Origin of the sequence: Micromonospora sp. NPDC005205, assembly GCF_040608275.1 — a bacterium.
Classification (GTDB): Bacteria; Actinomycetota; Actinomycetes; order Mycobacteriales; family Micromonosporaceae; genus Micromonospora.
The window spans coordinates 154224-181222 of sequence record NZ_JBEXHV010000006.1 but is presented as its reverse complement, the minus strand read 5'-3'; the positions used below and the strand labels follow the sequence as shown (position 1 = coordinate 181222).

The window sequence follows — 26999 nt, the reverse complement described above, 5'->3', positions numbered from 1 at the left end:
TGTGGAAGTGCTAGCGATTCGGGCAAATCGACCAGCTCCGATGGCAAGTTGGTCGTGTGGGACTGGAAATCCGGCGAACCGTTCGCCAAATCCTATCTGGACAAGGCGAAGGCCGACTTCAAGAAGAAGCACGCCGACGTCGAGGTCGAGTTCGTCGCGCAGCCGTTCGACCAGTACTACACCCTGCTCGGCGCGGCGATCCAGTCCGGCAAGGGCCCCGACGTCATGATGTTCAACGGCGGTGGCCAGATCCGCGACCGGGTGGACGCGTTGGTGCCGATCACCGACTACGTCGCCGAGGACAAGCAGCGGCTGGCCGGATGGGACGCGTTCACCAAGGACGGCAAGGTCTACGGCAGCCCGGTGACGCTGCAGGGCTACCCGATCTACTACAACAAGGAGATCTACCGGAAGGCCGGCCTCGACCCGGCCAGCCCGGCCGCCACCTGGGACAAGTTCGTCGCGGACTGCGCCGCCATCGCCAAGGCCGGCTCCAAGTGCTTCGCCCTCGGCAACAAGGAAGGCGTCGGCATCCAGTTCTGGCTCTCCAGCATGGGGTCGGTGACCCTCACCGCCGCGGAGTACGACGCCTGGATCACCGGCAAGCGCGACTGGACCTCGCCCAACGTGAAGCGGATCTTCGAGCTCTGGAAGGAGACCGGAGTCAAGAAGATGAACACGGACGGGGCCAACTCGACCGCGATGTTCAACGACTCCTTCGCAGCCTTCCAGTCCGGCAAGGCCGCCCACGTCATGGGCCTCATGTCCGACGTCGGGCACTGGAAGTCCTTCAACGAGTTCCTCACCGCGGAGAAGCTCGGCGTCATGAAGGCCCCGGTCGTCACCGCCGGCACCACCCCGAGCCTGCCGTACGACGGTGGCATCGGCTACGCCGTGGCCAAGTGGACGAAGGACCCGAAGGTGGCCGCCGACCTGGTGCGCTCCCTGACCTCGGCCGACGCGTTGAAGGCGTTCTACGCTGACGCCGGCGCGATCGCCGCCGACATCACGATCGACGTCTCGCAGGCCGGCCCGGCTGCCTCCACGATCGTCGCCGAGCTGAAGACCGGCAAGCCGGCTCTGCACGTCGCGCTCGACTCGAAGACGATCGACCTGATGGGGCGCCTCTCCCAGCAGCTGCTCAGCGGTTCGATCACCGTCGACGAGGTGGTGAAGCAGTTGGCCGCTTCCGACCAGGCGGGCTGACCTCGTGCCGATCGGAAACACGCAACCGTCGGTCCGCCTGGCTTCGGCCGGGCGGGCCGGCGGCCCGGCGGCCATCTCCCCCGCGCACCGCGGTGGCACCCGTCCCCGTCGCACCCGTGGCGGCCTGGGGGCCGAGCGCTACGCCCCCTACATCCTGGTCGCTCCGGCCGTCCTGATCATCGTGGCGATGCGGCTCTACCCGCTGATCCTCGGGGTCAACTTCTCCTTCACCGGCGACGGTGACCGCAACGGAGAAGCGGTCGGGTTCGGCAACTACCAGGAACTGTTCGCTGATCCGTTGTTCCGCACCGCGCTGGGCAACGTCGGCCTGCTGGTGTTGCTGCTTCCGGTGGCGGTGGCGATCCCCGGTCTCCTCGCCACGTTCATCTTCCTCCGAGTGCCGGGCCACCGCTTCTACCGCAGCGTCTACTTCTTTCCGGCGGTGCTCTCGCCGGTCATCGTCGGGGCGATCTTCAACCTGCTGCTCGCCTTCGACGGCCCCCTGAACGCCGTGCTCGGGTCGATCGGTGTCGGTCCGGTGGACTGGCTCGGCAACCCGGACGTCGCGATGTTCATGGTGGTGGGCGTGCACATCTGGGCCACCTTCGGGATGGCGCTGGTGGTGTTCCTCGCCGGCTTCGCCACGCTGGACGCCGCGCTGCTCGACGCCGCCCGGGTGGACGGCGCCTCGCTGCGCCAGGTCGTCTGGCACGTGATCATCCCGAGCCTCGCCCGGACCATCCAGTTCGTCTTCGTGACCACGATGATCGGGATGCTGACCTCGATGTTCGGGCTGCTCTTCGTGATGACCAGCGGCGGCCCGGAGGGCTCGACATACCTGCCGGAGTACTACATCTGGATCCAGCAGGGCCAGATGAACCGCCCGGCTCTCGCGTCCGCCGCGTCCACGATCCTCTTCGCGATCATGCTCGTGGTGGGAATGTTGCAGATCAAACTGCTCGAACGATCGGGAAAGGTGGACTGATGTCCCGCGTCCGACTGGGACGGTGGATGATCGCCATCCCGATGTCACTGCTCGCGGTGGCGACGATCTACCCCCTGCTCTTCACCGCGAACGTCGCGTTGAAGACCCGCCGGGACTACATCCTGGACCGGTTCGGCCTGACCAGCACCCTGCAATGGGAGAACATCAGCACGGCGTGGACCAGCGTCGGAATGGGCCGCTACTTCGTCAACTCGCTGGTCGTGGTGACGTCGTCGGTGCTGCTGCTGCTCCTGCTCGGGTCGATGGCCGGCTTCGCGCTGAGCCAGTTGCGGTTCCGTGGCTCGTCGGCGTTGTTCCTGGGCTGCCTCGCGGGGCTCTTCATCCCGTTCCAGGTGATCATGGTGCCGCTTGCCCGGATCATGGCCGACACCGCGCTGATCGACACGTACCCGGGTCTGATCCTCGTCTACGTGGCCCAGTTCCTGCCCTTCACCGTCTTCCTGATGACGAGCTACTACAAGGGCATCCCACCGGAGATCGTCGACGCCGCCCGGATCGACGGCAACACCGTGTACGGCGTTTATCGCCGGATCATGCTGCCACTGGGCACCCCGGCGCTGCTGTCGGTCGGCATCCTCAACGCCCTGTTCTGCTGGAACGACGTCCTCATGGCGTTGGTGATGATGCCTTCGGCCGAGAACCGGACGCTCATGATCGGGGTGACCTCGTTGCGAGGGCAGTACAGCGACAACATCCCCACCTTCGCGTCCGGGGTGCTGATCGCCGCCATACCCGTCCTATTGGTCTACCTGTTCCTCCAGCGCCAAATTGCCGACGGCGTCGCCGCCGGTTCCACGAAGGGTTGACATGCGGATCACGGGATATCGGACGCTCACCACGGTCCAGGAATGGGGGCGCCCCGTCGGCGACGCCAACGGCGTGTTTTCCGACGGGGTGGTCCCGGTCTCGATCGTCCTCGTCGACACCGACGAGGGCATCACGGGCGTCGGCCTCGGGCCGCACGTCGAGATCGAGCGGATCTTCCCAGCCATCGAGGGCGAAGACCCCCGTGCCGTGACGTCCCTGTACGACCGCATGTTGCGGCACACCTTCAAGGCCGGCCACGCCGGCCCGGTGTTCGGCACCATCGGCGCTCTGGACACCGCGCTGTGGGACATCAAGGCGCAGGCCGCCGGCGAGCCGCTGTGGCGACTGCTGGGCGGACGGGACCGGCGGGTCACCGCCTACGCCTCCGGCCTGGACATCGGGCTCACCGACGACGAGCTCGTGGCCGAGTACGAGGTCTACGCGAGCCACGGCCTTCGGGCGGCAAAGCTCAAGGGCGGCCTCGACATCGAGCGCGATCGACACCGCCTCAGCCTGGTCAGAGAGGTTCTGACCGAGGCTGGGCACGGCCGGCGGCCCGGCCTGATGCTCGACGTCAACGAGGCGTGGACCCGCAAGCAGGCCGTCCGACACGTCTGCGAGCTGGAACGCACCCTGGACCTCATCTGGATCGAGGAGCCGGTCCGGCGCTGGGACGCCGAGGGTCTCGCCGCGGTCAGCCGAGGCGTGTCCGCGTCGGTCGCCACCGGTGAGAACCTGACCGGGCTCGAACAGTACCGTCCGCTGATCGCCGCAGGTGCTGTCGACATCGTCCAGATGGCGGCCGTCTGGGGGGTCACCCACTTCCTGCGGGCGTCCGCCCTGGCCCATGCCCACGACCTGCCGGTCAGCCCGATCGGCAACAGCCCCGTCGGGCTGCTGCACGCCGCGACCTCGGTGCCGAACCACCTGACCAGCGAGTTGCAGGACCTGCACACACCCGTTGGTGTCTCCATCGACCTGCACGTCGAGGATGGCGCCTTCATCCTCGGCGACGCACCCGGTCTCGGTGTCCGGGTGGACGAGGAGCGGATCCGGGCGGTCAACCGCCGCCCGCAGGCGCAGACGGCCGACAGCCCCAACGTCCGGCCGGAGCGGGCCGGACGACGGCTGCTGGCCGGAGTCGACGGGGTGATCCCCACCCGCCAGGTGCCTGTCGTGTCGCTGAACTCCCGCAACGAGGTGTCGCCGACCGTACGGCACTGAGCTGAGCACCAGAGAAGGAAGGGCGTGGGTGCATCGCGACGGCGATGCACCCACGCCCATGCCCGGTCGGCACGACCGACGTACCGACCGTCGAGACGGAGGAACGATGAAGGCAGTCGTCTACCGGGGAGCGCGACACCTCGGAATCGAGAACCGCGACCCGGAGCCACCGGGCCCCGGCCAGGTACGGATCGAGGTGGCCTACACCGGCATCTGCGGTACGGATCTGCACATCTACCACGGGGACATGGACGCCCGGGTTGGTGACTCCGCGATCATCGGGCACGAGATGTCCGGGCGGATCGCGGCCGTCGGTGACGGCGTGAACGGCTGGAACATCGGTCAGGCCGTCACCGTGATGCCGACCCGGCCCTGCGGGCGCTGCGCCGCCTGCCAGCGGGGCAACTCACACGTCTGCCACGCGATGAACTTCCTCGGCATCGACTCACCGGGTGCCATGCAGTCCTCCTGGACGGTGCCGGTGGAACTGGTCCTGCCGCTTCCCGACGAGTTGCCCCTCGACCACGCGGCGCTCGTCGAGCCGGTGGCGGTCGCCGTGCACGACGTACGCCGGGGGAACGTGACCGCCGACGACCAGGTCGTCGTGGTCGGTGGTGGGCCGGTCGGCGTCCTCATCGCCACCGTCGCCCGGGGCCGTGGCGCGCGGGTGCTCCTCGTCGAGCCGGACCCGTTCCGACGCGAGGTGGCGGAGGGGGTCGGAACCGAGGCCGTCGACCCGCGAGCGACCGACGTCGTGGCGCTGGTCAACGACCGTACCGATGGCGCGGGCGCCGACATCGCCTTCGAGGTGTCCGGCGCACCGGCCGGCGTCACCACTGCTGTCGACGTCCTGACCACCCGTGGGCGGCTGGTCATGGTGGCGATCCATCCTCAGCCCCGCGAGGTCAACCTGCACCGGTTCTTCTGGCGTGAGCTGGAACTCCTGGGTGCCCGGCTGTATCAGCGCGACGACATGGTGGAGGCGATCCGATTGGTCGCCTCGGGTGCCATCCCGGCGCAGCGGCTGATCTCCCGGGTCGAGCCGGTCGAGGCGGCCAGCGCGGCCTTCGAGGCGCTGGAGGGTGGCGGCGTCATGAAGGTGCTGCTCGATGTGCGGGAGGGAAACCAGTGACGGCGTTGTTCGACCTGTCCGGCCAGACCGCCGTCGTGACCGGGGCGCGGCGCGGTATCGGCCTCGCCATGGCCGAGGCCCTGGCCCTGGCCGGCGCCGACATCGTGGGGGTCTCCGCCCAGCTCGAAGCGGAGGGCAGCGAGGTCGAACGCCGGGTGCGCGCGACCGGCCGCCGGTTCACGGGGCTGCGGGCGGACCTCGGCGACCGGGCGGCGGTGCACCGCTTGGCGAGCGACATCACCGCTCTCGGGCCGGTCGACATCCTGGTGAACAACGGTGGCACGATCGCCCGGACCCCGGCCGCCGAGCACCCGGACGAGATGTGGGACCACGTGATCGAGGTCAACCTCAGCAGCCAGTTCATCCTCAGCCGGGAGATCGGCCGGACGATGGTCGAGCGCGGCCGAGGAAAGATCATCTTCACCGCGTCGCTGTTGAGTTTCCAGGGCGGCATCACCGTCCCCGGTTACGCCGCCTCGAAGTCGGGCGTGGCCGGCCTCACCAAGGCGCTGGCGAACGAGTGGGCGGCCCACGGGGTGAACGTCAACGCCATCGCGCCCGGCTACATCGCCACCGACAACACCCAGGCGCTGCGCGACGACGCCGACCGCAACCAGGCGATCCTCGGCCGGATTCCGGCCGGGCGGTGGGGCCGGGCCGACGATCTCGGCGGTGCCACCGTGTTCCTGGCGTCGACAGCGTCGGACTACGTCAACGGCGTGGTGCTGCCCGTCGACGGCGGCTGGTTGGGCCGATGACGGGCGCGCAGGAGCCCGGGCAGGCCGGGATCGTCGACGCACACCACCACCTCTGGGTCCGGGCGCGGCACCCGCAGCCGTGGATCGACCCGGTGACCATGGCGGCCATCGACGCCGACTTCGAACCCGCCGATCTCGCGCCGCCGGCCCGGGCGGCCGGGGTCACAGCGACAGTGGTGGTGCAGTCCATCGCCTCCGACACGGAGACGGTCGACCTGCTGGGAGTGGCCGCCGAGGACACCCTGGTCCGTGGGGTCGTCGGCTGGGTGGACCTGACCGCGGCCGACGTCGCGGAGCACCTCGACGGTCTGCGGGCAGCCCGAGGCGGGGAACGCCTCGTCGGCATCCGCCACCTCGTGCAGTCCGAGACCGACCCGGCCTACCTGGACCGTCCCGACGTCCGTCGGGGGATCGCGGCGGTGGGCGCCGCCGGCCTCGTCTTCGACCTGCTGGTACGCCAACACCAACTCCCCATGGCCGCGCGTCTCACGCGCGACCTGCCCGAGGTCAGCTTCGTCCTCGACCACCTCGGCAAGCCCGCGCTCGGCAGTCCAGAGATGGTCGAGTGGAGCCGGGACCTGCGGTCGTTGGCGGCCTCGCCCAACACGACGGCGAAGCTCTCCGGGCTGGTGACCGAGGTGCCACACTCGCACTGGACGCCGGCTGACCTTCGACCCGCCGTCGAGGACGCCCTCGACGCGTTCGGGCCGGAGCGACTGATGTTCGGCTCGGACTGGCCGGTCTGCCTGCTCGCCAGTTCGTACCAGCGGTGGGTCGACACCCTGGCCGAGTTGCTGGAGGGCCGGAACGGGGCCGACCAGGCGTCGGTCTGGGGTGGGACGGCACGCCGCGTCTACGGGTTGGAGCCCTCATGATCGCGCGTTCACTGCCGCGCCGCCCGCAGCTACGGCTCACCGAGCTGGGCTTCGGCGCGGCCCAGGGGGGCAACCTGTACCGGACGACAACAGACGAGGAGTTCGCCTCGGCGGTCGACGCCGCTTGGGAGGCGGGCGTCCGGTACTTCGACACCGCGCCGCACTACGGTCTCGGGCTGTCCGAACGCCGCCTCGGCGTCGCGTTGCGCCAACGGCCGCGCGACGAGTACGTGGTGTCGACGAAGGTCGGGCGACTTCTGGTGCCGTCGCCTGAGGACGCGCACCTGCGGGACTCCGACGGGTTCGACGTGCCCGCCACCCACCGGCGGGTGTGGGACTTCAGCCGCGACGGCGTGCTGCGCTCCATCGAGGCCAGCCTGGAGCGGACCGGGCTGGACCGGATCGACGTCGTCTACCTGCACGACCCGGACGACCACTGGGAGCAGGCAGCGCACGAGGCCGTACCCGCCCTGATCGACCTGCGCGACCAGGGCGTCGTGGGCGCGATCGGCGCCGGAATGAACCAGTCGGCGATGCTGGCCCGGTTCGTCCGGGAGACCGACGTCGACGTGATGATGTGCGCCGGGCGGTACACCCTGCTCGAACAGGGCGCCGCCGCCGACCTGCTGCCGGCCGCCGAGAGCCGGGGGGTGGGCGTCGTCATCGCCGGCGTCTACAACTCGGGGCTGCTGTCGCGCGACCGGCCGCCGGCCGACGCCGTCTACAACTACGAGCAGGCCCCGGCGGAGTTGATCGAGCGGGCGCGGCGGATCGCCACCGTCTGCGAGACGTACGGGGTGACACTGCCGCAGGCGGCGCTCGCCTTCGTCCGCCAGCACCCGGCCGTGGTGTCGACGGTGGTCGGCGTCCGCACCGAGGCGCAGGTGACCGAGACGGTACGACGCTCCGATGTCGTCGTACCCGAGGAGCTGTGGGGCGCCCTGGCGGCGGCCGGGCTGCTCGCCGTGACGCCCGGTCTGCCTGCCTGATCGACGACGACGTCCCGGCCGGGACCGGCTCCGTTACTCGGATACCGGTCCCGACCGGGACGTCATCTGTTACCGCGACAGCCGCAGGGTCAGAGCGCGGTGAACCGCCACTGCTGGTTCGCCGCGTTGCTGCAGGTCCACTGCAACACCCGGGCGCCGTCGGCCGTGGAAGCGCCGTTGACGTCCAGGCAGAGCCCGCTCAGCACACTCTTCACCGTGTACACGCCGGAGGTGCCCGTCGCGGTGGCGGTGAACTTCTGCTGGTTGCCGTTGTTGCAGGTGGCCTGCTGGAGGAAGGCACCCGCCGTGGTCGAGCTGCCGACGACCTCGACGCACTTGCCGCTGTGCACCGCCTTGAGGTAGAGCGCGCCGTTACCGGCGTCGACGGCCTGCCACTTCTGGTTGTTGCCACCGGTGGACGCCCACTGGGTGATCTGGGCGCCGTCGGCGGTGGAGACACCGCTGACGTCCAACAGCTTGTTGCTGTGCTGCGCCGTGACCGTGTAGGTCTTGCCGGCCAGGCCGGTGCCGGTGCCGGTGCCGGGTGTCCCGACGCCGTTGCCGCCGAAGGTGTGCGCGTCCAGATCGAACGAGTTGTTGCTGTTCTTGAACACCATGTAGAGCGTGTGCGTGCCGCCGAGGGCGGCGACGCTCACCGGTGTCGTGGACTGGTAGTTGTCCCAGCCACCCGTGCTGGGCACCGTGGTGGTGGCCAGCAGCGTGCCGGTCGGCGAGTCGGCCCGCAGCTCGATCGAGCCGCCGCCGGACGGCGACGACAGCCGGTAGCTGACCGTCGAGATCCCCGACAGGTTCATCGGGTTGAACGCGATCCAGTCGTTGCTGGAGATGTCACCGACGCGCTTGGTGCTCTCCGCGGCCGCCTGGTCGACCACCCGGATGCCGGACTGGCTGCTGAAGTACTCGGACTGCTTGTGCTTCGGTTGCAGGATCGCCTGTGCGGTGCCGGTGAGCGGGGACCCGCCGCCCGAGCCGCCGTTGTCGGTGTACCGCGCGTTCAGCACGTAGAACAGGTTGGCGCCGTCGGGGTGCCCACCGAGCAGGTCGGTGGAGATGGTGCCCGAGCAGCCCGGGTACTCGGTGGTCTCGTGGGCGTGGTCGTCGTGACCCAGCGCCGGGTTGAGGAACACCTTCGAGCAGTCGACGGTTCCCCCGTCCGGATCGGTCACTGTGATCTGGTACGACACCTTGTCACCGAAGGTCAGCATGCCGCCGTTGCCCGGTGTGGTGATGGTGACCACCGGGGCGCTGTTGCCGACGGTAATCGGAACGTTGGCGAAGCCGGTCTTGCCGGCGCTGTTGGTGACCTTCAACTGGGCGGTGTAGTTGCCGTTGGAGGTGTACACCTTCGACGGGTTGGCCGCCGTCGAGGTGGTGCCGTCGCCGAACGTCCACAGGTAGCTCAGCGCGTTGCCGTCCGGGTCGGACGTGCCGGCGCTGCTGAACTGGACGGTCAGCGGCGCGCTGCCGCTGGTGGGCGTGCCGGTGGCCTTGACGATCGGTGACCGGCCGCCCTGGTTGTAGTCGATCCGGTAGAGCCCGGAGTCGCTGTTGCCGCCGCCGAAGTTGGTGCCCCACTCCAGCATGTAGAGCGAGCCGTCCTTGCCGAACTCCATGTCCATCGGCTTGTTGAACCGCACGTTGGGCAGGAACGGGTTGGTGCGGGTGACCGCCGAGGAGGAGTCGAAGTGCACCTCCTTGACGTAGTTGCGCGCCCACTCGTAGAAGAAGTGCACACCGTCGTAGTAGGGCGGGAACTTCGTCGCGGAGGGGTTCGACGCGTCGTACCGGTAGATCGGTCCACCCATCGGCGCCGAGCCGCCGGAGCCCAACTCTGTGAAGGTCGGCGAGGTGCCGTAGCCGTACCAGATATTGGGTGCGACGACCGGCTTCAGGCTGGTCAGACCGGTGTTGTTAGGCGAGTTGTTGACCGGCGAGCTGCAGTTGAACTTGGAGCCGACGACGCCGGTGTCCGGGTTGAACGGCGCGTAGGGCTGGTTGTCGCCGTGGCAGAACGGCCAGCCGTAGTTGCCGGCCTGCTTGATGACGTTCAGCTCGACCAGGCCCTCGGGCCCGCGGTTGGTGGTGGGCGGGTTCCGGTCCGGGCCGTAGTCGGCCAGGTAGACCCAGCCGTTGGCCGGGTCGATGGAGAAGCGGAACGGGTTGCGGAAGCCCATCGCGTAGACCTCGGGCTTGGTCTGCGCGGTGCCCTGGGGGTAGAGGTTGCCCGACGGGATGGTGTAGCCACCGCTGGCCGAGGGCCGGATGCGCAGCAGCTTGCCGCGCAGGTCGTTGGTGTTGCCGGCGCTGCGGGCGGCGTCCAGGTTGGACTTGCCCGACCGCCAGTCCAGCGGGGCGTAGCCCTGCCAGTTCGGGTCCAGATTCGGCGGTGTGTCGTCGCCGGTGCCGATGAAGAGGTTGCCGTCCGGTCCGAACTTGATGTACCCGCCGGTGTGGCCGGGCTCGGGGAACGTGCGGTCCCGGTACGCCGGGATGTCGATGATCGTCACACCGCTCGACGTGTTCAGTGTGTCACCGCTGACCGTGTAGCGGGAGACCCGGTTGACGTCGGTGCTGCTGCTGGCCGGCGAGTGGTAGAGGTAGATGTAGCCGTTGGTGGCGAAGTTGGGGTCCAGCGCCATGCCGGTCAGGCCGTCCTCACCGCCGGTGTAGACGCTGAGGGTGCCAGCGGTGACGGTGCTGTTGGTGGAGGGCTTGAAGATCTTCACCTGGCCGCCGCGCTGGACGTAGAAGACCCGGCCGTCCGGTGCCACACCCAGCGCCATCGGGTCGACGGTGTTGTCGTCGAGGGTGCGCTTCTCGAAGTTGCCCCAGACGGTGCCGCCGCAGTCACCGGCGGCGTTACCGGCCGCCCACTTGATGCCACCGAGCACGTGATTCTGGAAGTTCGCCTCGCTGTAGGAGCCGATCGCGTGGCCCATCGCGGTGGCCCACACTCGCCCGCCATTGGTGTTGCGGCACCAGGAGATCGGATGGTCCGGGCCCATTGCCCGGGATCCCGGGTTGTACGTGCGCTCGTCGGCGGTCACCAGCACGTGCACGTTGCCGCGCGGGTTGGCGTCGAAGTTGTACCACTCTTCGCTGCGGGTCCACCGATCCGGCAGGCTGGCCGTCGACGGGTGCTTCTTGTCGGCGACGATGGCGGTGCCCTGGAGCACGCCGGGGGAGTGCTCGGGCATGTGGGCGCCACCGTTGATGGTCTGGTCCCACCACGGGTATTCGCTCTCGATGCCCATGTCGAGGGCGTTGTGGATGCCCACGATGCCCTTGCCGCTGGCGAGGTAGCCCTCCACCGCCTGGCGCTGCGCCGCCGAGGTCCAGACCATGCCGGAGGTCTGGAGCATGACGATCACGTCGAAGGTGGCCAGGTTGCTGGCGGTGAAGACGCTTGAGTCCTCAGTGGCCACCACCTCGAAGTTGTTCGCCGCCGCCTGCTGCTGGATCATGCTGATCCCAGCGGGAATCGAGTCGTGGCGGTAGCCGGTGGTCTTGCTGAACACCAGGGCGCGGAAGGCCGGGGCCGCCGACGCGGGTGGAGCGAGTCCGAGCGCCAGTAACAAGCCGGCGATCACCGAGATGAGCAATGTGTTACGACGCATGCCGTCTCCTAGGTTGGGCGGGCGTAGGGATTGCGACCACGGGCCCTCCGACGCGTCAGGTTGACCCTGGACACGGGAGGGGACGCGGGCGCGCTTGTCTGCCTCATGCCGTTCGCCGCAACGGCAGTCAGACCTGCGAGACGTCACACAGCGTGATCGTGGCTGTGGTTCTCGTCCCGGGGTCCACGAGGTCAGGATGAGCTAGAGATCGATGACTGTCAATCCACAAGGTAACGTCCGACGTCCTGCCCGGTGGACGGCGTCCGTGCCCGGCTTCCTCGCTGCGGTGCCGCCTGTCGATCCTGGCCCGACCTGGCAGTCAGTCTTGATCGAGGATTGCGGACCCGCATCCAAACATCTATCTTCATACGTGTGATGTTTCGTCGATGTCAAGGGAATGTTTGCACCGCAAGAACGTAAGTCGTGGTTGTGGCCACGAAAGCTTGTTGTTCAGTGCCTCAAAGCCGCCGTAGTGTGGCATCTAAACGTGTCTATGACTACTGTCTGTGAGGGCTTTCGGGATGTCAGATCCGCCGCCGGCGCCGCTTCTCACCCTCCGGGGCATCGGCAAGTCCTTCCTCGGAGTCCGCGTTCTCGACGGTGTCGACCTCGATGTCGCGCCGGGCGAGGTGCACGCCGTGGTCGGTGAGAACGGTGCCGGGAAGTCGACCCTCATGAAGATCGTCTCGGGCGGGCACGCCCCGGACGGGGGCACTGTCGAGTTCGCCGGTGCGACGCGTACGTTCCGTGGCCCGCGCGACGCGCAGCGGGCCGGCATCGGCATCATCCACCAGGAATTCAACCTGCTCCCGGAGCGCACCGTCGCGGAGAACGTCTACCTGGGGCACGAGCCGGTCCGACGCGGGCTCGTCGACCGTCGGGGGATGATCGACCGCACCACGCGGCTGCTCGCCTCGATCGGTGAGACCACATTGCCGGCCGACGCCCGGGTGGGGCAGCTGGGCGTCGCGCAGCAGCAGGTCGTCGAGATCGCCAAGGCGCTCGCCCTGGACGCGCGGCTGCTCATCATGGACGAACCGACCGCCGCGCTGGCCGACCACGAGGTCGAGCTGCTCTACGGGCTGGTGCGCCGACTCCAGGAGCGGGGCATCGGGCTGCTGTACGTCTCGCACCGGCTCGCCGAGGTCTTCGACCTGTCCGGGCGGATCACAGTGCTCAAGGACGGCCGTCGGGTAACCACAGTGGACACCGCTGCCACCACCGCCGACGAGTTGGTACGGCACATGGTCGGCCGGGAACTGTCCAGCTACTACCCGGACCGGGCCGCCCCCGAGGACCGGGGCCCGGTGCGGCTCAACCTTCGCGACGCGGGCAACCGGAAGCTGCGGGACATCAACCTCCAGTTGCGCGCCGGCGAGGTGCTCGGCATCGGCGGCCTCCAGGGTTCCGGGCGCTCGGCGCTGGCCCGCGCGCTCTTCGGGGTGTCGCCGTTCACGACCGGCGACATCACACTCGACGACCGGCCGGTCCGACTGCGCTCACCCCGGACCGCCATGCGGGCCGGCATCGCCTACGTCACCGAGGACCGCAAGGGCGAGGGGATCGTCCCCCGGCAGTCGGTGCTGGACAACGCGCTGCTCGCCAGCCGGGCCGTCTTCGCCGCCCGGTCCGGCCGGGCGGCGAGGACCGCCCGGGTACGCGAGTTGCTGGCCGCCGTGGAGATCCGTGGCGCCGGCGACGACCAGGAGATCCGTTTCCTGTCCGGGGGCAACCAGCAGAAGGTCGTGCTGGCCCGGTGGCTCGCGCTCAACCCGCGGATCCTGCTCTTCGACGAGCCGACCCGGGGCATCGACGTGGGCGCGAAATCAGCCATCCACGATCTCGTCCGCCGCCTCGCCCGGGATGGCGCGGCCGTGCTGATGATCTCGTCCGATCTACCGGAGCTGCTGGGAATGAGTGACCGGATCGTCGTCATGCGGGACGGCCACGTCGCGGGTGAACTGCCCGCCGGCGCGACCGAGGAGGAGGTCGTCGCGCTGGCGGTCGGCACGACACGTGAGGTTGCCGCATGAGCGCTCTGTCGCTGCTGCCGGCCCGGCGTTCCGTACCGGGCGTGTTCGTGGCCCTGACCCTGACCCTGACGATCGGCTGGCTGGTCGTCCTGCTCGACGGTGGTCAGCTCTTCAACCAGTCCACGACAGTGAGTCTGCTGCATGTCGCGGCCGGCCTCGGGCTGGTCGCGGTGGGCCAGACCCTTGTCATCCTGGGGGGCTCGCTCGACCTCTCGGTGGCGTACGTGATCAGTCTCAGCACCCTCGTCGCGGCCGAGACGATGAACGGCAGCGACGGCGCGGTGCTGCCGGCGATCGGCCTGGTGCTCGTCGTCAGCGCCGGTGTCGGGTTGCTCAACGGGCTCCTCGTCACCAGGTTCCGGGTCAACGCGTTCATCGCGACCCTGGGCGTCGGGTTGCTGCTCAAGGGTTATCTCGACAACGGCTACGACGGCCCGGCCGGCACCACCGCACCCTCGCTCGTGCAGGCGCTCGGCTATCAGCGGGTCGGGCCGGTGCCGGTGTCGTTCCTGCTGTTGATAGCGGTCACCGCGGCGGCCTGGTTCGCGCTGTCGCGGACCCGCTTCGGTCACCACCTGGTCGCCGTCGGCGGGGACCCGGAGGTGGCACGACTCTCCGGCGTCCGCAACGACCGGGTTCTCGTCACCGCCCACGTCCTGTGTTCGATGTGCGCGGGGCTGGCCGGCATCTACCTCGCCAGTCGGCTCGGCTCGGGCGCCCCCCGGGTCGGCACCGAGGGCCTCTACGACCTGGAGTCGATCGCCGCGGTGGTGATCGGCGGAACCGCCCTCGCCGGTGGGCGCGGCGGCGTCATCGGCACGGTCGGCGGGGTGCTGCTGCTGGCCAGCATCGACGCCATCTTCAACCAGCTCGAGGTCGACGCCTTCTTCAAGCAGGTGATCCGGGGCGTCATCATCATCGCCGCGGTCGCCGTCTACGCCCGCCGGGCCATGCGAAAGGCGGCCTAGCCATGCAGACCGTCCAGCCCCGTTCCCTGCCACTGCGTCTGCCGCGGATGCGTCCCGGTGGCGTCCTGCCGATCCTCGCGATCCTCGCGGTGCTGTTGGTGCTCGTCGGCATTCGTCAGCCCGACTTCCTGGCCCCGCAGTCGCTGATGTCCTTCCTCGGCCGTTCGGCCCCGATCATCCTGCTCGCCGCCGGCCAGTACTTCGTGATCGTGTCCGGCGAATTCGACCTGTCGGTCGGTTCCCTGGTCACCGCCCAGGTGGTGGTGGCCGCCCGGCTGATCGACAGCGACCCGGCGCGTACCTGGCCGGTGGTGCTGCTCCTGCTCGCCTTCGGCGCACTGGTCGGGCTGGTCAACGGCCTGATCACGACACGGCTGCGGGTGCCGTCGTTCATCACCACACTCGGCATGTTCCTGATCCTCGTCGGCGCTGTCTACCTGTGGTCCGACGGCGCACCGAAGGGTGGGCTCTCCGAGGAGTTCCGACGGTTCGGCCGGCGGGCCTTCGAGGACGTGCCGGTGCTGGGCCGCGTGCCGTACGCGCTGTTGGTCCTGGTGGTCCTGGCGGTGGCGGCCGTGCTGCTGATGCGCTCGGACTTCGGCCGGACGCTGGTCGCCGTCGGCGACAACCCGCGCACCGCCGAGCTCAGCGGCGTACGCGTCTGGCGTACCCGGACCTTCGCCTTCATCCTCAGCGGGCTCGCGGCGGCGGTGGCGGCCATCCTCCTAGGCGGCTACAGCGGCGTGTCGTTCCAGGCCGGCGCGGGCCTGGAGTTCGGTGCGATCACCGCTGTCGTCCTTGGTGGAGTGGCGCTCGGCGGAGGTCGCGGCGCGGTCGTCGGGGCGATGCTCGGCGCGCTGACCCTCGAACTGCTGTTCGCCCTCATGAATTTCTACGGCGTCTCCGGCGCCCTCAGGTCGACCGTCCAGGGCGCGATCATTCTGCTCGCCGTGGCGGTCTCGGCAACCCGTTCTTCGTCGAGATAAAGGGGAAACCATAGTGCGACGTTCCATGGCGGCCATTGCCGCTGTCACCCTGCTGTCCCTTGCCGCCTGTGCCACCGACGAGCCGGCCGCGAGCCCGTCGGGAAGCGCGTCCGCCGCCACTGGTTCCGGCACCGGAGACCAGTCGAAGTTCTTCGTGCAGGCCGACTACGACGCCGAGTTGGCGCTGCTCGACGCGGCGCCGACGGGCCCGGCCGACAAGCCGTGGGAGCAGGTGCTCAACCCCACGATGGTCGACACCGCCAAGTTCAAGAAGAACGGCCCGCACAAGATCTGCTTCTCGAACGCGGCGCTGAACAACCCCTGGCGGCAGGTCGGGTTCAAGACCATGCAGGCCGAGGTCGAGGCGCAGAAGAGTCGCATCAAGGAGTTCGTGCACGTCGACGCCGAGGGCAAGGACCAGAAGCAGATCGCTGACATCAACGATCTGCTCGGCAAGGGCTGCGACGCGCTCATCGTCTCGCCGAACACCACCGCCACGCTCACCCCGGCCGTCGAGGCCGCCTGCAAGGCGGGGCTGCCGGTCGTCGTCTTCGACCGCGGTGTCAACACGAAGTGCCCGGTGACGTTCATCAACCCCATCGGCGGCTACGGGTTCGGCCACGTCGGCGCCGAGTTCGTCAGCCAGAAGATGAAGCCCGGTGGCAAGGTCCTCGCCCTGCGGATCCTGCCGGGCGTGGACGTCCTGGAGACCCGCTGGTCGGCGGCGAAGGTGGCGTTCGACAAGGCGAAGGTCGACGTCGTGGGCGTCGAGTTCACCGACGGTGACCCGGCCAAGACCAAGAAGATCGTCGACGACTACATCCAGCGGTACGGCACGATCGACGGTGTCTGGATGGACGCCGGAGCGACGGCCGTCGCGGCGGTCGAGGCGTTCCAGGACGCGGGCAAGCCCGTTCCGCCGATGAACGGCGAGGACCAGCTCGACTTCCTGAAGATCTGGAAGGACAAGAACCTCGCCGCGATCGCACCGACCTACCCGACCTACCAGTGGCGGACGCCGATCCTGGCGGTGCTGCAGATCCTCGACGGCAAGCAGGTGTCCAGCCCGTGGAAGCTGCCACAGCCGACCGTCACGCAGGACAACCTCGACAAGTACCTCGACCCGAGCATGCCGCCGCTGCACTACGCGATGTGCGGCTGCACCGACCTGCCCGGCTACCCGCAGCGCTGGAAGTAGGAACCGATGTACGCCATCGGCGTCAACCCCTGGGTGTGGGCCTCGCCGGTCGACGACAAGGCCCTGGCCGAGCTGATCCCGCGGATCGCGTCGTTCGGCTTCGACGCGGTCGAGTTGCCGATCGAGCAGCCCGGTGACTGGGATCCGGTCCGCACCCGGGACCTGCTGGCCGAGCACGGTCTCGTCGCCGCCGGCGTCTGCGCGGTCACCCCGCCCGGACGGGACCTGGTGGACGCCGCGCCAGCGGTCGTCGAGTCGACGGTGGCGTACCTGATGAATTGTGTGGAGAACGCGGCGGCCGTCGGCGCTGGATGCGTCGGCGGCCCCGTGTACGCCTCGGTCGGCCGCACCTGGCGGATGTCGCCAACGGCCCGCGCGGCCTGCTACGCGGATTTCCGGCGGGCCCTGGCACCGGTGGCCGAGCAGGCCGGTGAGTGGGGCGTGAGCATCGGTGTCGAGGCGTTGAACCGCTACGAGACGAGCGTCGTCAACACGATCGAGCAGACGATCGAATTGATCGACGGGCTACCGCCGAACGTCGGCATCATGATCGATACCTACCACATGAACATCGAGGAGGCCGACCCCTACGCGGCCCTCGCCGTCGCCGGCCGGCACATCAAGCACGTCCAGGTCAGCGGCACCAACCGGGGCGCTCCGGGTGCCGACCACTTCGACTGGCCCCGGTTCTTCACCGTCCTGCGGGACACCGGTTACCAGGGCTCGATCTGCATCGAGTCGTTCACCGCGGAGAACGAAACCATCGCCACCGCCGCGGCGATCTGGCGTCCGTTGGCCCCCTCGCAGGACCGTCTCGCCACGGACGGCCTGCGCTATCTCCGGGAGATCCTCGGATAACTGCCCGACCCGTCACCCCCGCGCTGGTCGAGGCCGCTCCGCCACCCCACCCCGTTCTCATGTCAGGAGCACCGTCTCATGTCCTCGTCCCCTTCGTCGCTGCGCCGACTGCTGGCCGGCGCCGCCGCGACAGCGGTGACCGCGCTGGTCGCGGTAACCGCCTCGGCGTCCCCGGCCTCCGCGGCCACCACCACCCTCTACGCGTCGCCCTCCGGCACCGGCACCGCGTGTTCCGCCAGCCAACCGTGTTCGCTGACCGCCGCCCAGACCGCGGTACGGGCGATCAACAGCGCGATGTCCGGTGACATCGTCGTGGAGTTGGCCAACGGCGCGTACCGGCTCTCGTCGCCGCTGCGGTTCACCGCGGCCGACTCGGGCAACAACGGCTATCAGGTGATCTGGCGGGCGGCCTCCGGCGCGCGTCCGACGATCACCGGTGCCCGGGCGGTCACCGGCTGGTCGCTCGTCGACTCGGGAAAGAACATCTGGCGGGCCAACGTCGGCGCCGGGCTCGACTCCCGTCAGCTCTACGTCAACGGGGCCGTCGCCACCCGGGCACGCACCGCCGTGAACCGCTCCGACTTCACCTTCACCACGTCCGGCATGCGGTTCACCAACAGTGCGCTGAACTACCTGAACAACCTCGGCAACCAGAACCGGGTCGAGGTGGAGAGCGTCGGCTCGTTCACCGACCGGTACTCGCCGGTGCAGAGCATCAGCGGAAACTTCCTGACGATGCAGCAGCCGGCGTGGAACAACAACACCTTCGGGTTCGACACGCTGTCCCGTCCCCACCGGGCAGGCCCGTTCTACCTGGCCAACGCGTACGAGTTCCTGGACTCGGCGGGGGAGTGGTATCTCAACCCGAGTAACGGCCAGCTCAACTACATCCCGCTCAGCGGACAGAACATGAGCTCGGTCAGCGTGGAGCTGCCGCAGTTGCAGTCCCTGGTGAACGTCGGCGGCACCTACGACGCGCCCGCGCACCACATCTCGTTCAGCGGGATCACCTTCACCGGCACCAGCTGGCTCGGCCCGAGCAGCAGCAACGGCTTCGCCGACCAGCAGACCGGCGCGCACATCGTCGGTTCCTGGGCCCGCCCGTCGGACGCGCTGACCTCCTGCCAGGAGGGTTGCCAGCTGTTCGAGGCCACCCGCCCGAGCTGGGCGCAGATGCCGGCCGCGGTGCAGGTCTCCGCCGCCAACACCATCAGCTTCAGTGACTCCCAGTTCGTCAACCTCGGGCAGACGGCCATCGGCATCGGCAACGACGCCAACGCCCACGCCAGCGGCGTCGGCCTGGGGGCCAACAACATCACCGTCACCCGCTCCGAGATCGCCCGCAACTCCGCCGGTGGCGTCGTGGTCGGCGGCGTACGCGCCGACGCCCACCACCCCAGTGACCAGCGGATGGTCAACCGCAACGTCACCATCAGCAACAACAAGGTGCACGATCTCGGTCTGGAGTACCGGGGCGTCGTCTCGATCCTGACGACCTACGTGAACACCTCGCTGGTCTCGCACAACGAGGTGTACAACATGCCGTACACCGGCCTGTCGGTCGGCTACGGCTGGGGCGCCAACGACGCCGGCGGCAGCCAGCACTACGCGAACCGGGGCCTGTACAACTACCAGCCGCGGTACTCCACGGCGACCACCGCTGCCAACAACCAGGTCATCGGCAACTACGTGCACGACGTCATGCAGCAGATGACCGACGGCGGGTGCATCTACTCGCTGTCGGCGAACCCGGGCGGATTGATCGCCGAGAACTACTGCCTGCGGACCAACGGCTGGTTCGGGCTCTACTTCGACGAGGGCTCGCGCTACTACACCGCCCGTAACAACGTGTTCTCCTCCACCGGCACCTGGGCGACCGCCAACTACTACTACGCCGAGAACATGGGCAACTTCACGGTCACCAACAACTGGTCGACCAGCAGCGGCACGAACGTGACGAACGGTGACCGCGGCAACGTCGTCAACGGCAACGTCACGGTCAGCAACGGCAACTGGCCGTCGGGCGCGCAGACCGTGATCAACACGGCCGGCGTGCAGAGCGGTGGCAGCACCAACCCGACGAACGTGCAGATCGTGGGCGCCCAGTCGGGCCGCTGTGCCGAGATCGGCAACTCCAGCACGACCAACGGCACGCAGGCTCAGATCTGGGACTGCATCAGTAACGTCGCCAACCAGCGGTGGACGCATACCGCCAGCCGGCAGCTCATGGTCTACGGCACCAAGTGCCTGGACGCCTCCGGCCAGGGCACCGTCAACGGCACGAAGGTGGTGATCTGGGACTGCAACGGTGGTGTCAACCAGCAGTGGAACGTCAACGCCAACGGCACGATCACGGGAGTCCAGTCGGGTCTCTGCCTGGACGCCAACGCAGCCGCGACGGCGAACGGCACGAAGCTGATCCTCTGGGCCTGCTCCGGCGGCACCAACCAGCAGTGGCAGCTGCGCAGCTGATCCAGTAGCACGACACCGACAGGTCCGGGCCGGGGCGAGACGCCTCGGCCCGGATCTGTCCGGTTACCGCTCTTCTACAACGGTCAGCCCGGTGGAGGAGCCGTAGCGGACCGGGATGGGATCGGTGAGTTCCCCGACGAATGTTCCGTCGACGTGGTCGAGGAAACCGATGAGGGACCAGTCGTCGGCGGGTCCGGGGACCAGCCGTGGTGCGTACAGGTGCGGGTGGGTGAACGGCTGGGCGGACGCGATGTCCCACGGCCCGAGGGTGGTCTCGCCGGGTGCCACCCAGATCCGGTGGTCGTCGCGCCGGGCGCTGCCGGTGGCGTCGGTGGAGAAGAGCAGCAGCGGCTGCCCGTCGAGCACCGCGACCTGGGGCACCTCCAGGTGACCGAAGCCGGCCGGAGTCGACAGCGGCGGCGCGACGGTCCAGGTGACGAGGTCGGTGGAGGTGGCGTGGCCGACGACGCCACGGGTGTTCGCCGGACCGGTGTTGGCGCGGGCGGTGATCAGCATGTGCCAACCCTCGCCGTCGGGGTCGGGGAAGACCCAGGGGTCACGCCACGCCTGCTCGTACCACAGCTCCTTGTCCAGCAGCTCGTACCAGGTGGGGTCGGCCTGGACGATCGGCTCGGTGCCGTGCCGGTGCCACGTCATGAGGTCCTCGGAGACGGCCAGTCCGATGCGTTGGACGAGCCCGTCCTCGGCGCGACCGACGCCGGTGTAGAACAGGTACCACCGTCCGTCCGGCCCGCGGACCGTGCAGCCCGTCCAGGTCGCCAGGTCGTCCCAGCCGGGTGCGTCGGAGGGGACCACGGCGTCGGCGACCAGGCGCCACGAGCGCAGGTCCGCCGAGACGGCGTGGCCGATGGTGGCCCGGCGGTGGCGGCGGTGCGGGTCGTGCAGGGCGCGGGACGCGCGCAGGAAGAACACGTGCCAGAGGCCGTTGTCGTCCCGCGCGTACCAGCTGTCCCACACCCAGTGGTCGGGTAGACGAAGCATGGTCGGAAACCTAGCACTAAACCGTTTTAGCGTCGGCCAGGGCCAGCTCGTTGGTACGGATCGGAGGGCCGTTGCTCAGCCGGCCGGAGGCGCGAGGGACCGGCGTCGACGCAGGGGCATCGGCACCAGTGAGGGCTCGACGGCACCCCCGTCCAGGAGCAGTTCGACCGCTCGACGTCCCATCTGTTCGTGCGGCAGCGCAGTGGTGGCCAGGCTCGGACGCAACCAGGCGGCGATCGGGTCGTCGTCGAACGAGATGACCGAGATGTCCTCCGGGACGGTCAGCCCCGCCTCGCCGAGTGCCTGGTACGCGCCGAAGGCCAGCCGGTCGTTCATGCAGATGATCGCGCTGGGTCGCTCCGGCTTGCTGAGCAGGCTACGCGTGGCCGCGTACCCGTGCTCGGGCAACCACTCGGTGCAGAAACACTCGGCCAGGAGGCCGACCTTCGCCTCGTCCAGCGTCTGCCGGATGCCGTGCAGGCGGGCGCGGGCGGCGAGCGAGACCTCGGGGTCGTCCTCCTTGAGCCGGTTGCGGCCGATCAGCGCGATCGCGTCGCGGTGGCCGAGCTCCAGCAGGGCGGTGGCGACGGAGCGCCCGGCCCCCTCGTCGTCGGGGACAACGCTGGGCAGGCCGTCGGGGCTGGTGGCGTTGAGCAGCACCACCGGACCGCCGAGGATGGCGGCGGGCACCGTCAGCCGTCTGGTCGCCATCGCCGCGTAGATAACCCCGTCGACCTGCCGGTCCAGGACGGCCTCGATGGCGTACTGCTCGAAGGTGGCGTCGCCCTGCGTCTCGGTGATGAGCAGGACGTGGTCCCGTTCGCGGGCCGCGTCGAGGGCGCCGCGGATGAGGTCGCCGGCGAACCGGGTGGTCGCCACGATGTCGGAGACGAACGCGATGGTGGCCGTCTTGCGGGTGCGCAGGCTGCGCGCGGCCAGGTTGGGTCGGTAGCCGAGTTCCTCGGCGGCGGCGAACACCCGCTGGTGCGCCTCGGCCGAGAGTCGGGTGCCCTCCCTGCCGTTGAGCACCATCGACGCGGCGGTCTTGGACAGCCCGGCCATCCGCGCGACGTCGGCGAGTGTTGCTCTGTTGCGGCCCATCAGTCCTCCGAATCAGGCGCGGTGCCACGGGCGCCGCTCCTGCCCATCATGCTGCGTCGCCGTCCGGAATCGAGCGCCGGTCACGTCGGGTGTGGTGTGAACCCGACGTTTCCGCACCGTTGCCAAGTTGTCCTTGACAGCTTCCCGTGCCGCGCGCATGCTCTGCTAAATCAGTTTAGCGACCACTTCTGGTGCATCCAGAGGCGCCTTCGGTGGCCGTGCCGGTTCCTTTTGTGCTGACGGTACGGGTGCCGCGCCCGCGCGACAGGTCACGACGTACGTGTCGTGGCCTCCGCCGGGTCGCGGTGGTCCCGGTGGAGCCGTCGCGTGGCCATGGGTCGCGCGACGCGTGGAGATGTCGAGGAGTCATGAAATGGCAGAATTGCTGACAAAGTTTTCGCGACGGAGAACTGTGCTCCTCGCCTCGCTGCTGGCCGTCGGGATGACCGCGACGGCCTGCAGCGCGCCGGGCGAGGACCGGTCGTCGACCCAGAAGTCCGACGCCGCCGTCAAGACGGAGCTGGGCGCCGACCCGATCACCCTGGAGATGTACGCGGAGACCGGCTTCCCGCTGGCCAAGGCGTTGGCCGACGAGTTCTCCAAGCAGCACTCGAACGTCAAGTTCAACGTCCGCGAGGACCAGTTCACTGTGATCGTGGAGAACGCGCCGCGGGTGATGGCGTCGGACAACTCGCCCGACATCATCCGGCTCCCGACCATGGTCGACCTGGTCAAGGACGACCTGCTCAAGAACCTCGACCCGTACTTCACCGCGTACGGCTGGGACAAGTTCCCCGCCTCGCAGCTCATGCAGCTGCGCGTCGGCGAGAACACCCGGGGCACCGGCTCGCTGTACGGGATGGGACTCGGCTACAGCGTCACCGGCGTCTTCTACAACAAGAAGCTGGCCACTCAGATCGGCATGACCCAGCCGCCGGCCACCGTCGCGGAGTTCGAGGAACTGCTGGCCAAGGCGAAGACCGGCGGGGTCCAGCCGATCATGCAGTTCAACAAGAACACCGCGGGCATCAACTTCCCGCACCAGGCGCTGCAGAACCAGTTCGGCGACCCGACCCAGGTCGCCGACTGGATCTTCCAGAAGCCGGGGGCCACGTTCGACACCCCGGCCGCCCTGAAGGCCACCCAGACCATTCAGAAGTGGGCCCAGGCCGGCTACTTCACCAAGGACGCCAACGCCCTGGACTATGCCGGCATGGTGGGGGAGTTCCAGAAGGGCAACGGCCTGTTCATGTTCAACGGCGACTGGGAGTCGGCCAACCTCGACAAGTCGATGCCCGGCAACGTGGGCTTCTTCCTCTTCCCCACCGAGTCCGCCGGTGGAAAGCACGTGGCGATGTCCGCCCCCAACACCTTCGGTGTCTCCGCCAAGGCCAAGAACCCGGACGCCGCCGCGTACTTCCTGAACTGGGTGCACACCAACGCCAAGGCCCGCGAGATCTCGGTGACCGTCGGCGGTTCCAGCCCCGGCGGCCCGAGTGACCTGCCGGTGCCGAGCGCCGCCCCGAACACCGTGCTGGCCGAGACCCTGAAGGCGTCACAGCAGCTCGGCGCGGAGAACGGCGCTGTGGACTTCACCGCGAACGCGACCGGCGGCATCTTCGCCGCCGCGATCACGCCGGAGATGCAGAAGCTGATCGCCGGTCAGCAGACGCCCGAGGGGTACGTGAAGGCGGTCCAGGCCGAGTACCAGAAGGAACTGTCCCGATGACGTCTGCCCTCGGCAGCGCACCAACCGGGCGCGACGATCGTCGCGCCCGCCCCACCCCCGCGCGGGCCCACCGATTCCGGTGGGCCCGCGCGGCCGGGACCGGCTGGTTGTACGTCCTGCCCGCCCTGGTGATGTACGCGGTGTTCGTCCTGCGCCCGCTCGTCCTGACGCTCCAGTACTCGCTCTACGACTGGAACGGCATCGGGGTGGCCCGCTGGGTGGGCCTGGACAACTACCTCACCGTGTTCACCGACAGCGACCTGCTCAAAATCATCGGCAACGCGATCGTCCTGATCGTCTTCTTCAGCTTCATCCCCGTCGCGCTGGGGCTGTTGGTGGCGAGCATGGTCCGCCGGATCACCACCGGCGTGTTCGGCACCGTCGTCCGGACCATCCTGTTCCTGCCGCAGGTCATCCCCCTGGTGGCGGCGGGCATCGCGTGGAGCTGGCTGCTCTCGTCGAACGGTCTGGTCAACCAGGCGCTGCGTGCGGTCGGACTGGGTGGCGTCGCCCGCGCCTGGCTCGGCGACTTCGACACGGCGCTGCCAGCCGTCGGCGTCATCGGGGCCTGGGTCCTGCTCGGCCTCTGCACGATCCTGCTGGTCACCGGCATGAGCAAGATCGACCCGGCGCTGTACGAGGCGGCCCGCCTCGACGGTGCCGGTCCGGTCCGTGAGTTCCTCGCCGTGACCCTGCCCAGCCTGCGTCAGGAGATCGGCGTCTGCCTCACCGTGACGATCATCGCGGCGCTGGCGAGCTTCGACATCGTCTACATCTCCACCAGCGGCGGCCCCGGTCTCCAGACCACGGTGCCGGGCCTGGAGATCTACCGGCTGGCCTTCTCGCAGCGGCAGGTGGGGCTCGCCTCGGCGCTCGCCGTCGTACTCATGCTGCTCGTGCTGGTGTGTGTGCTGCCGATCCAGCGCCTGAGCCGAGGGGACAAGCAGTGAACTTGAGCCGTCGCGAACAGTTGACCGGCCGGGTCTTCCTGATCGCCCTGATCGTCGTCACCCTGCTGCCGTTCGTGAGCATGCTCTCGGCGGCGTTGCAGCCCCGGGGCACAGTGCCCAGCGGGCTCGAGTGGCCGTCCGACCCGCAGTGGGGCAACTTCGCCGACGCCTTCACCGCCGCGAACATGGGCGCCCTGCTCCGCTCCAGCCTGCTCATCGTGGCCGGTGTCGTACCGGTGTCGGTGCTCATCGCGACCATGGCCGGCTTCGGGCTCGGTCAGCTGCGCGTCCCCGGTGGTCGGCTCGTCTTCGGTCTCTTCCTGCTGGGTCTGACCCTGCCGTTCGAGGCCGTGGTCACGCCGCTCTACTACCAGATGCAGGACCTCGGCCTGCTCAACACCCGCTGGGCCATCATCCTGCCGCTGATCGGGCTCTACATGCCGTTCGCGGTGTTCTGGATGCGGGCACACTTCACCAACGTGCCGGTCGAGTTGTCCGAGGCGGCCCGGGTGGACGGCAGCAGCACGTGGCAGTTGTTCTGGCGGGTCCAGGTGCCGCTCGCCCGGCCGGCGATCGCCTCGCTGACCATCCTGATGTTCCTCTGGACGTGGAACCAGTTCCTGCTCGCCATCGTCCTCGTGGACGACGCGACCAAACGCACCATGGCCGGGGCGCTCGGAGCGTTCCAGGGCCAGTGGGGCACCGATCTGGTGCTGCTGTGCGCCGGGTCGCTGCTGATCCTCACCCCGACCCTCATCGTGTTCCTGATCTTCCAGCGACAGTTCATCAAGGCCCTGATCCAAGGGTCAGTGAAGGGGTAGGCAGTGGTCACAGAGCCGCAGATCCACGGCGACGTCGACGATCGCTTCGGACGCGTCGCCGACGTCTTCCGCGACAACTTCACCTCCCGGGGAGAGGTCGGCGCCGCGGTCACCGTCTACGTGCGGGGCCGCAAGGTCGTCGACCTGTACGGCGGGGTGGCCGACACCCGTACCGGGCGGCCCTGGGACGCGCACACGCCGGTCGTCGTCTTCTCCTGCACCAAGGGGATCCTGGCGATCTGCGCCTACCTGCTGGCCCAGCAGGGCCGGCTCGACCTCGACGCTCCCGTGACGCGCTACTGGCCGGAGTTCGGACAGCACGGCAAGGCGGACATCCCGGTGCGCTGGCTGCTCACGCACCAGGCAGGTCTGCCCGCGGTGGACCGACCGCTGACCCTCGACGAGGTGCTGGCGTGGGATCCGGTCATCAAGGCGATCGAGGCGCAGGCCCCGCTGTGGGAGCCGGGCACGGCGCACGGGTACCACTCGATGACCTACGGCTGGCTGGTCGGAGAGGTGATCCACCGCATCACCGGCCAACTACCCGGCGCGTTCTTCGCCGACACCGTCGCGGGCCCGCTCGGCCTGCGTACCTGGCTGGGGCTCCCGGCCGCCGAGAGTGACACCGTCGCCTGGGGCGTGGCACCGCCTCCGGACCCGGACCCGTTCGTGGACCCGGTCGCCGAACGGGGCATCACCATGGGTGGCGCTTTCGCCTTTCCCGCCGACGCGGACGGCCTGGTCAGCTTCAACGACGACGCCATCCGGGCCGCCGGTGTTCCCGGCGCGGGCGCGGTGAGCACCGCCGAGGGCCTCGCGCGCCTCTACGCCGCCTGTGTGTCGGAACTCCAGGGTGGGCCGCTGCTCACGGCGGCGTCGGTGGACGACGCGGTGGTGGTTCGCTCGCGTGGTCAGCAGCGGCACGGCCCGCCGGACACCGGGCAGCGCTGGGGCACCGGCTTCCTGCTGCACTCGCCACCGGCCCGGCCCCTGCTGGGTGAGCTCAGCTTCGGCCACGACGGCGCGGGCGGCAACCTGGCCTTCGCCGACGCCGAGCATCAGGTGGGCTTCGGCTACGTGGTCAACCAGATGCGCGGGATGGGCGACGAGCGCGCCAATCTGCTCACCGCCGCCCTCCGAACCTGTCTCCAGGACTGACCCTCCCCGGGTTCCGCCCCCTGGGCGTCGCCTCGGTCGATCATGAAGTTGTTGCCACCGTCCACGCCGTGGACGGTGGCAACAACTT

General features: G+C 68.9%; 20 protein-coding genes and 1 pseudogene. 18 read left to right on the top strand and 3 right to left on the bottom strand.

Features of this window, described 5'->3' with window-relative positions:
* Nucleotides 1–54: 54 nt before the first annotated feature.
* The 8 genes from ABZU43_RS14145 to ABZU43_RS14110 all read left to right on the top strand — a co-directional run bounded on the left by ABZU43_RS14145 (nucleotide 55) and on the right by ABZU43_RS14110 (nucleotide 7997).
* Nucleotides 55–1206, top strand: a complete 1152-nt coding sequence (locus tag ABZU43_RS14145; protein ID WP_355007082.1) for an extracellular solute-binding protein — start codon at nucleotides 55–57, stop codon at nucleotides 1204–1206.
* Between the two features lie 4 nt (nucleotides 1207–1210).
* Nucleotides 1211–2191, top strand: coding sequence for a sugar ABC transporter permease (locus ABZU43_RS14140; protein WP_355006932.1), 981 nt, complete (start codon nucleotides 1211–1213; stop codon nucleotides 2189–2191).
* Nucleotides 2191–3018, top strand: a complete 828-nt coding sequence (locus ABZU43_RS14135) for a carbohydrate ABC transporter permease (protein ID WP_355006931.1) — start codon at nucleotides 2191–2193, stop codon at nucleotides 3016–3018. The genes ABZU43_RS14140 and ABZU43_RS14135 overlap by 1 nt, the downstream gene beginning before the upstream one ends.
* A gap of 1 nt (nucleotide 3019) precedes the next feature.
* Nucleotides 3020–4243 carry a mandelate racemase/muconate lactonizing enzyme family protein gene (locus tag ABZU43_RS14130; RefSeq protein ID WP_355006930.1) on the top strand — a complete coding sequence of 408 codons (1224 nt, stop codon included), beginning with the start codon at nucleotides 3020–3022 and terminating at the stop codon, nucleotides 4241–4243.
* A gap of 106 nt (nucleotides 4244–4349) precedes the next feature.
* Nucleotides 4350–5375 carry an alcohol dehydrogenase catalytic domain-containing protein gene (locus tag ABZU43_RS14125; RefSeq protein ID WP_355006929.1) on the top strand — a complete coding sequence of 342 codons (1026 nt, stop codon included), beginning with the start codon at nucleotides 4350–4352 and terminating at the stop codon, nucleotides 5373–5375.
* The gene (locus tag ABZU43_RS14120; protein WP_355006928.1) at nucleotides 5372–6133 is read left to right on the top strand and encodes an SDR family NAD(P)-dependent oxidoreductase; all 762 of its coding nucleotides are present in this window, start codon (nucleotides 5372–5374) and stop codon (nucleotides 6131–6133) included. Before ABZU43_RS14125 ends, ABZU43_RS14120 begins: the two co-directional genes overlap by 4 nt.
* Complete coding sequence (locus ABZU43_RS14115) at nucleotides 6130–7008, top strand: amidohydrolase family protein (RefSeq protein ID WP_355006927.1); 879 nt, start codon at nucleotides 6130–6132, stop codon at nucleotides 7006–7008. Before ABZU43_RS14120 ends, ABZU43_RS14115 begins: the two co-directional genes overlap by 4 nt.
* Nucleotides 7005–7997 carry an aldo/keto reductase gene (locus ABZU43_RS14110; RefSeq protein WP_355006926.1) on the top strand — a complete coding sequence of 331 codons (993 nt, stop codon included), beginning with the start codon at nucleotides 7005–7007 and terminating at the stop codon, nucleotides 7995–7997. The genes ABZU43_RS14115 and ABZU43_RS14110 overlap by 4 nt, the downstream gene beginning before the upstream one ends.
* 89 nt (nucleotides 7998–8086) lie before the next feature.
* On the opposite strand, the gene ABZU43_RS14105 is transcribed toward ABZU43_RS14110, so the two are convergent.
* Complete coding sequence (locus ABZU43_RS14105) at nucleotides 8087–11635, bottom strand: ThuA domain-containing protein (protein ID WP_355006925.1); 3549 nt, start codon at nucleotides 11633–11635, stop codon at nucleotides 8087–8089.
* Nucleotides 11636–12156: 521 nt separating this feature from the next.
* Here ABZU43_RS14105 and ABZU43_RS14100 point away from each other — a divergent pair.
* From ABZU43_RS14100 to ABZU43_RS14075, 6 genes are all read left to right on the top strand, one after another.
* Nucleotides 12157–13668: a sugar ABC transporter ATP-binding protein gene (locus ABZU43_RS14100; RefSeq protein ID WP_355006924.1), complete on the top strand. Its 1512-nt coding sequence runs from the start codon at nucleotides 12157–12159 to the stop codon at nucleotides 13666–13668.
* Nucleotides 13665–14636 (top strand): ABC transporter permease, encoded by a 972-nt coding sequence (locus ABZU43_RS14095; protein WP_112585260.1) that lies wholly within the window; start codon nucleotides 13665–13667, stop codon nucleotides 14634–14636. The genes ABZU43_RS14100 and ABZU43_RS14095 overlap by 4 nt, the downstream gene beginning before the upstream one ends.
* A 2-nt stretch (nucleotides 14637–14638) precedes the next feature.
* Entirely contained in the window at nucleotides 14639–15622 is a 984-nt protein-coding gene (locus ABZU43_RS14090) for an ABC transporter permease (protein ID WP_355006923.1), read from the top strand.
* A gap of 13 nt (nucleotides 15623–15635) precedes the next feature.
* Nucleotides 15636–16820: an ABC transporter substrate-binding protein gene (locus tag ABZU43_RS14085; protein WP_355006922.1), complete on the top strand. Its 1185-nt coding sequence runs from the start codon at nucleotides 15636–15638 to the stop codon at nucleotides 16818–16820.
* A 6-nt stretch (nucleotides 16821–16826) separates the two neighbouring features.
* Complete coding sequence (locus tag ABZU43_RS14080) at nucleotides 16827–17678, top strand: sugar phosphate isomerase/epimerase family protein (protein ID WP_355006921.1); 852 nt, start codon at nucleotides 16827–16829, stop codon at nucleotides 17676–17678.
* 78 nt (nucleotides 17679–17756) lie between these two features.
* Nucleotides 17757–20150, top strand: coding sequence for an RICIN domain-containing protein (locus ABZU43_RS14075; RefSeq protein WP_355006920.1), 2394 nt, complete (start codon nucleotides 17757–17759; stop codon nucleotides 20148–20150).
* A 63-nt stretch (nucleotides 20151–20213) separates the two neighbouring features.
* On the opposite strand, the pseudogene ABZU43_RS14070 reads toward ABZU43_RS14075, so the two are convergent.
* Both ABZU43_RS14070 and ABZU43_RS14065 read right to left on the bottom strand, forming a co-directional pair.
* A pseudogene (locus ABZU43_RS14070) lies at nucleotides 20214–21173 on the bottom strand (family 43 glycosylhydrolase); the annotation flags it as partial.
* Nucleotides 21174–21227: 54 nt separating this feature from the next.
* Nucleotides 21228–22253, bottom strand: a complete 1026-nt coding sequence (locus ABZU43_RS14065; protein WP_355006919.1) for a LacI family DNA-binding transcriptional regulator — start codon at nucleotides 22251–22253, stop codon at nucleotides 21228–21230.
* 373 nt (nucleotides 22254–22626) lie between these two features.
* On the opposite strand from ABZU43_RS14065, the gene ABZU43_RS14060 reads away from it, so the two are divergent.
* The 4 genes from ABZU43_RS14060 to ABZU43_RS14045 are packed head-to-tail and all read left to right on the top strand — an operon-like array spanning nucleotide 22627 to nucleotide 26911.
* On the top strand, nucleotides 22627–23982 hold the full coding sequence (locus tag ABZU43_RS14060; protein WP_355006918.1) for an extracellular solute-binding protein: 1356 nt from the start codon (nucleotides 22627–22629) through the stop codon (nucleotides 23980–23982).
* Nucleotides 23979–24932 (top strand): sugar ABC transporter permease, encoded by a 954-nt coding sequence (locus tag ABZU43_RS14055; RefSeq protein ID WP_355006917.1) that lies wholly within the window; start codon nucleotides 23979–23981, stop codon nucleotides 24930–24932. The genes ABZU43_RS14060 and ABZU43_RS14055 overlap by 4 nt, the downstream gene beginning before the upstream one ends.
* The gene (locus tag ABZU43_RS14050) at nucleotides 24929–25753 is read left to right on the top strand and encodes a carbohydrate ABC transporter permease (RefSeq protein ID WP_124860646.1); all 825 of its coding nucleotides are present in this window, start codon (nucleotides 24929–24931) and stop codon (nucleotides 25751–25753) included. The genes ABZU43_RS14055 and ABZU43_RS14050 overlap by 4 nt, the downstream gene beginning before the upstream one ends.
* A 3-nt stretch (nucleotides 25754–25756) precedes the next feature.
* The gene (locus ABZU43_RS14045; RefSeq protein ID WP_355006916.1) at nucleotides 25757–26911 is read left to right on the top strand and encodes a serine hydrolase domain-containing protein; all 1155 of its coding nucleotides are present in this window, start codon (nucleotides 25757–25759) and stop codon (nucleotides 26909–26911) included.
* Nucleotides 26912–26999: the final 88 nt, after the last annotated feature.

Bases quoted from the DNA above. Each gene is read 5' to 3' on its own strand.
- ABZU43_RS14135 (WP_355006931.1), top strand. From the start codon at position 2,191: ATGTCCCGCGTCCGACTGGGACGGTGGATGATCGCCATCCCGATGTCA.
- ABZU43_RS14130 (WP_355006930.1), top strand. From the start codon at position 3,020: ATGCGGATCACGGGATATCGGACGCTCACCACGGTCCAGGAATGGGGG.
- ABZU43_RS14125 (WP_355006929.1), top strand. From the start codon at position 4,350: ATGAAGGCAGTCGTCTACCGGGGAGCGCGACACCTCGGAATCGAGAAC.
- ABZU43_RS14115 (WP_355006927.1), top strand. From the start codon at position 6,130: ATGACGGGCGCGCAGGAGCCCGGGCAGGCCGGGATCGTCGACGCACAC.
- ABZU43_RS14110 (WP_355006926.1), top strand. From the start codon at position 7,005: ATGATCGCGCGTTCACTGCCGCGCCGCCCGCAGCTACGGCTCACCGAG.
- ABZU43_RS14105 (WP_355006925.1), bottom strand. From the start codon at position 11,635: ATGCGTCGTAACACATTGCTCATCTCGGTGATCGCCGGCTTGTTACTG.
- ABZU43_RS14100 (WP_355006924.1), top strand. From the start codon at position 12,157: ATGTCAGATCCGCCGCCGGCGCCGCTTCTCACCCTCCGGGGCATCGGC.
- ABZU43_RS14095 (WP_112585260.1), top strand. From the start codon at position 13,665: ATGAGCGCTCTGTCGCTGCTGCCGGCCCGGCGTTCCGTACCGGGCGTG.
- ABZU43_RS14090 (WP_355006923.1), top strand. From the start codon at position 14,639: ATGCAGACCGTCCAGCCCCGTTCCCTGCCACTGCGTCTGCCGCGGATG.
- ABZU43_RS14080 (WP_355006921.1), top strand. From the start codon at position 16,827: ATGTACGCCATCGGCGTCAACCCCTGGGTGTGGGCCTCGCCGGTCGAC.
- ABZU43_RS14075 (WP_355006920.1), top strand. From the start codon at position 17,757: ATGTCCTCGTCCCCTTCGTCGCTGCGCCGACTGCTGGCCGGCGCCGCC.
- ABZU43_RS14065 (WP_355006919.1), bottom strand. From the start codon at position 22,253: ATGGGCCGCAACAGAGCAACACTCGCCGACGTCGCGCGGATGGCCGGG.
- ABZU43_RS14060 (WP_355006918.1), top strand. From the start codon at position 22,627: ATGGCAGAATTGCTGACAAAGTTTTCGCGACGGAGAACTGTGCTCCTC.
- ABZU43_RS14055 (WP_355006917.1), top strand. From the start codon at position 23,979: ATGACGTCTGCCCTCGGCAGCGCACCAACCGGGCGCGACGATCGTCGC.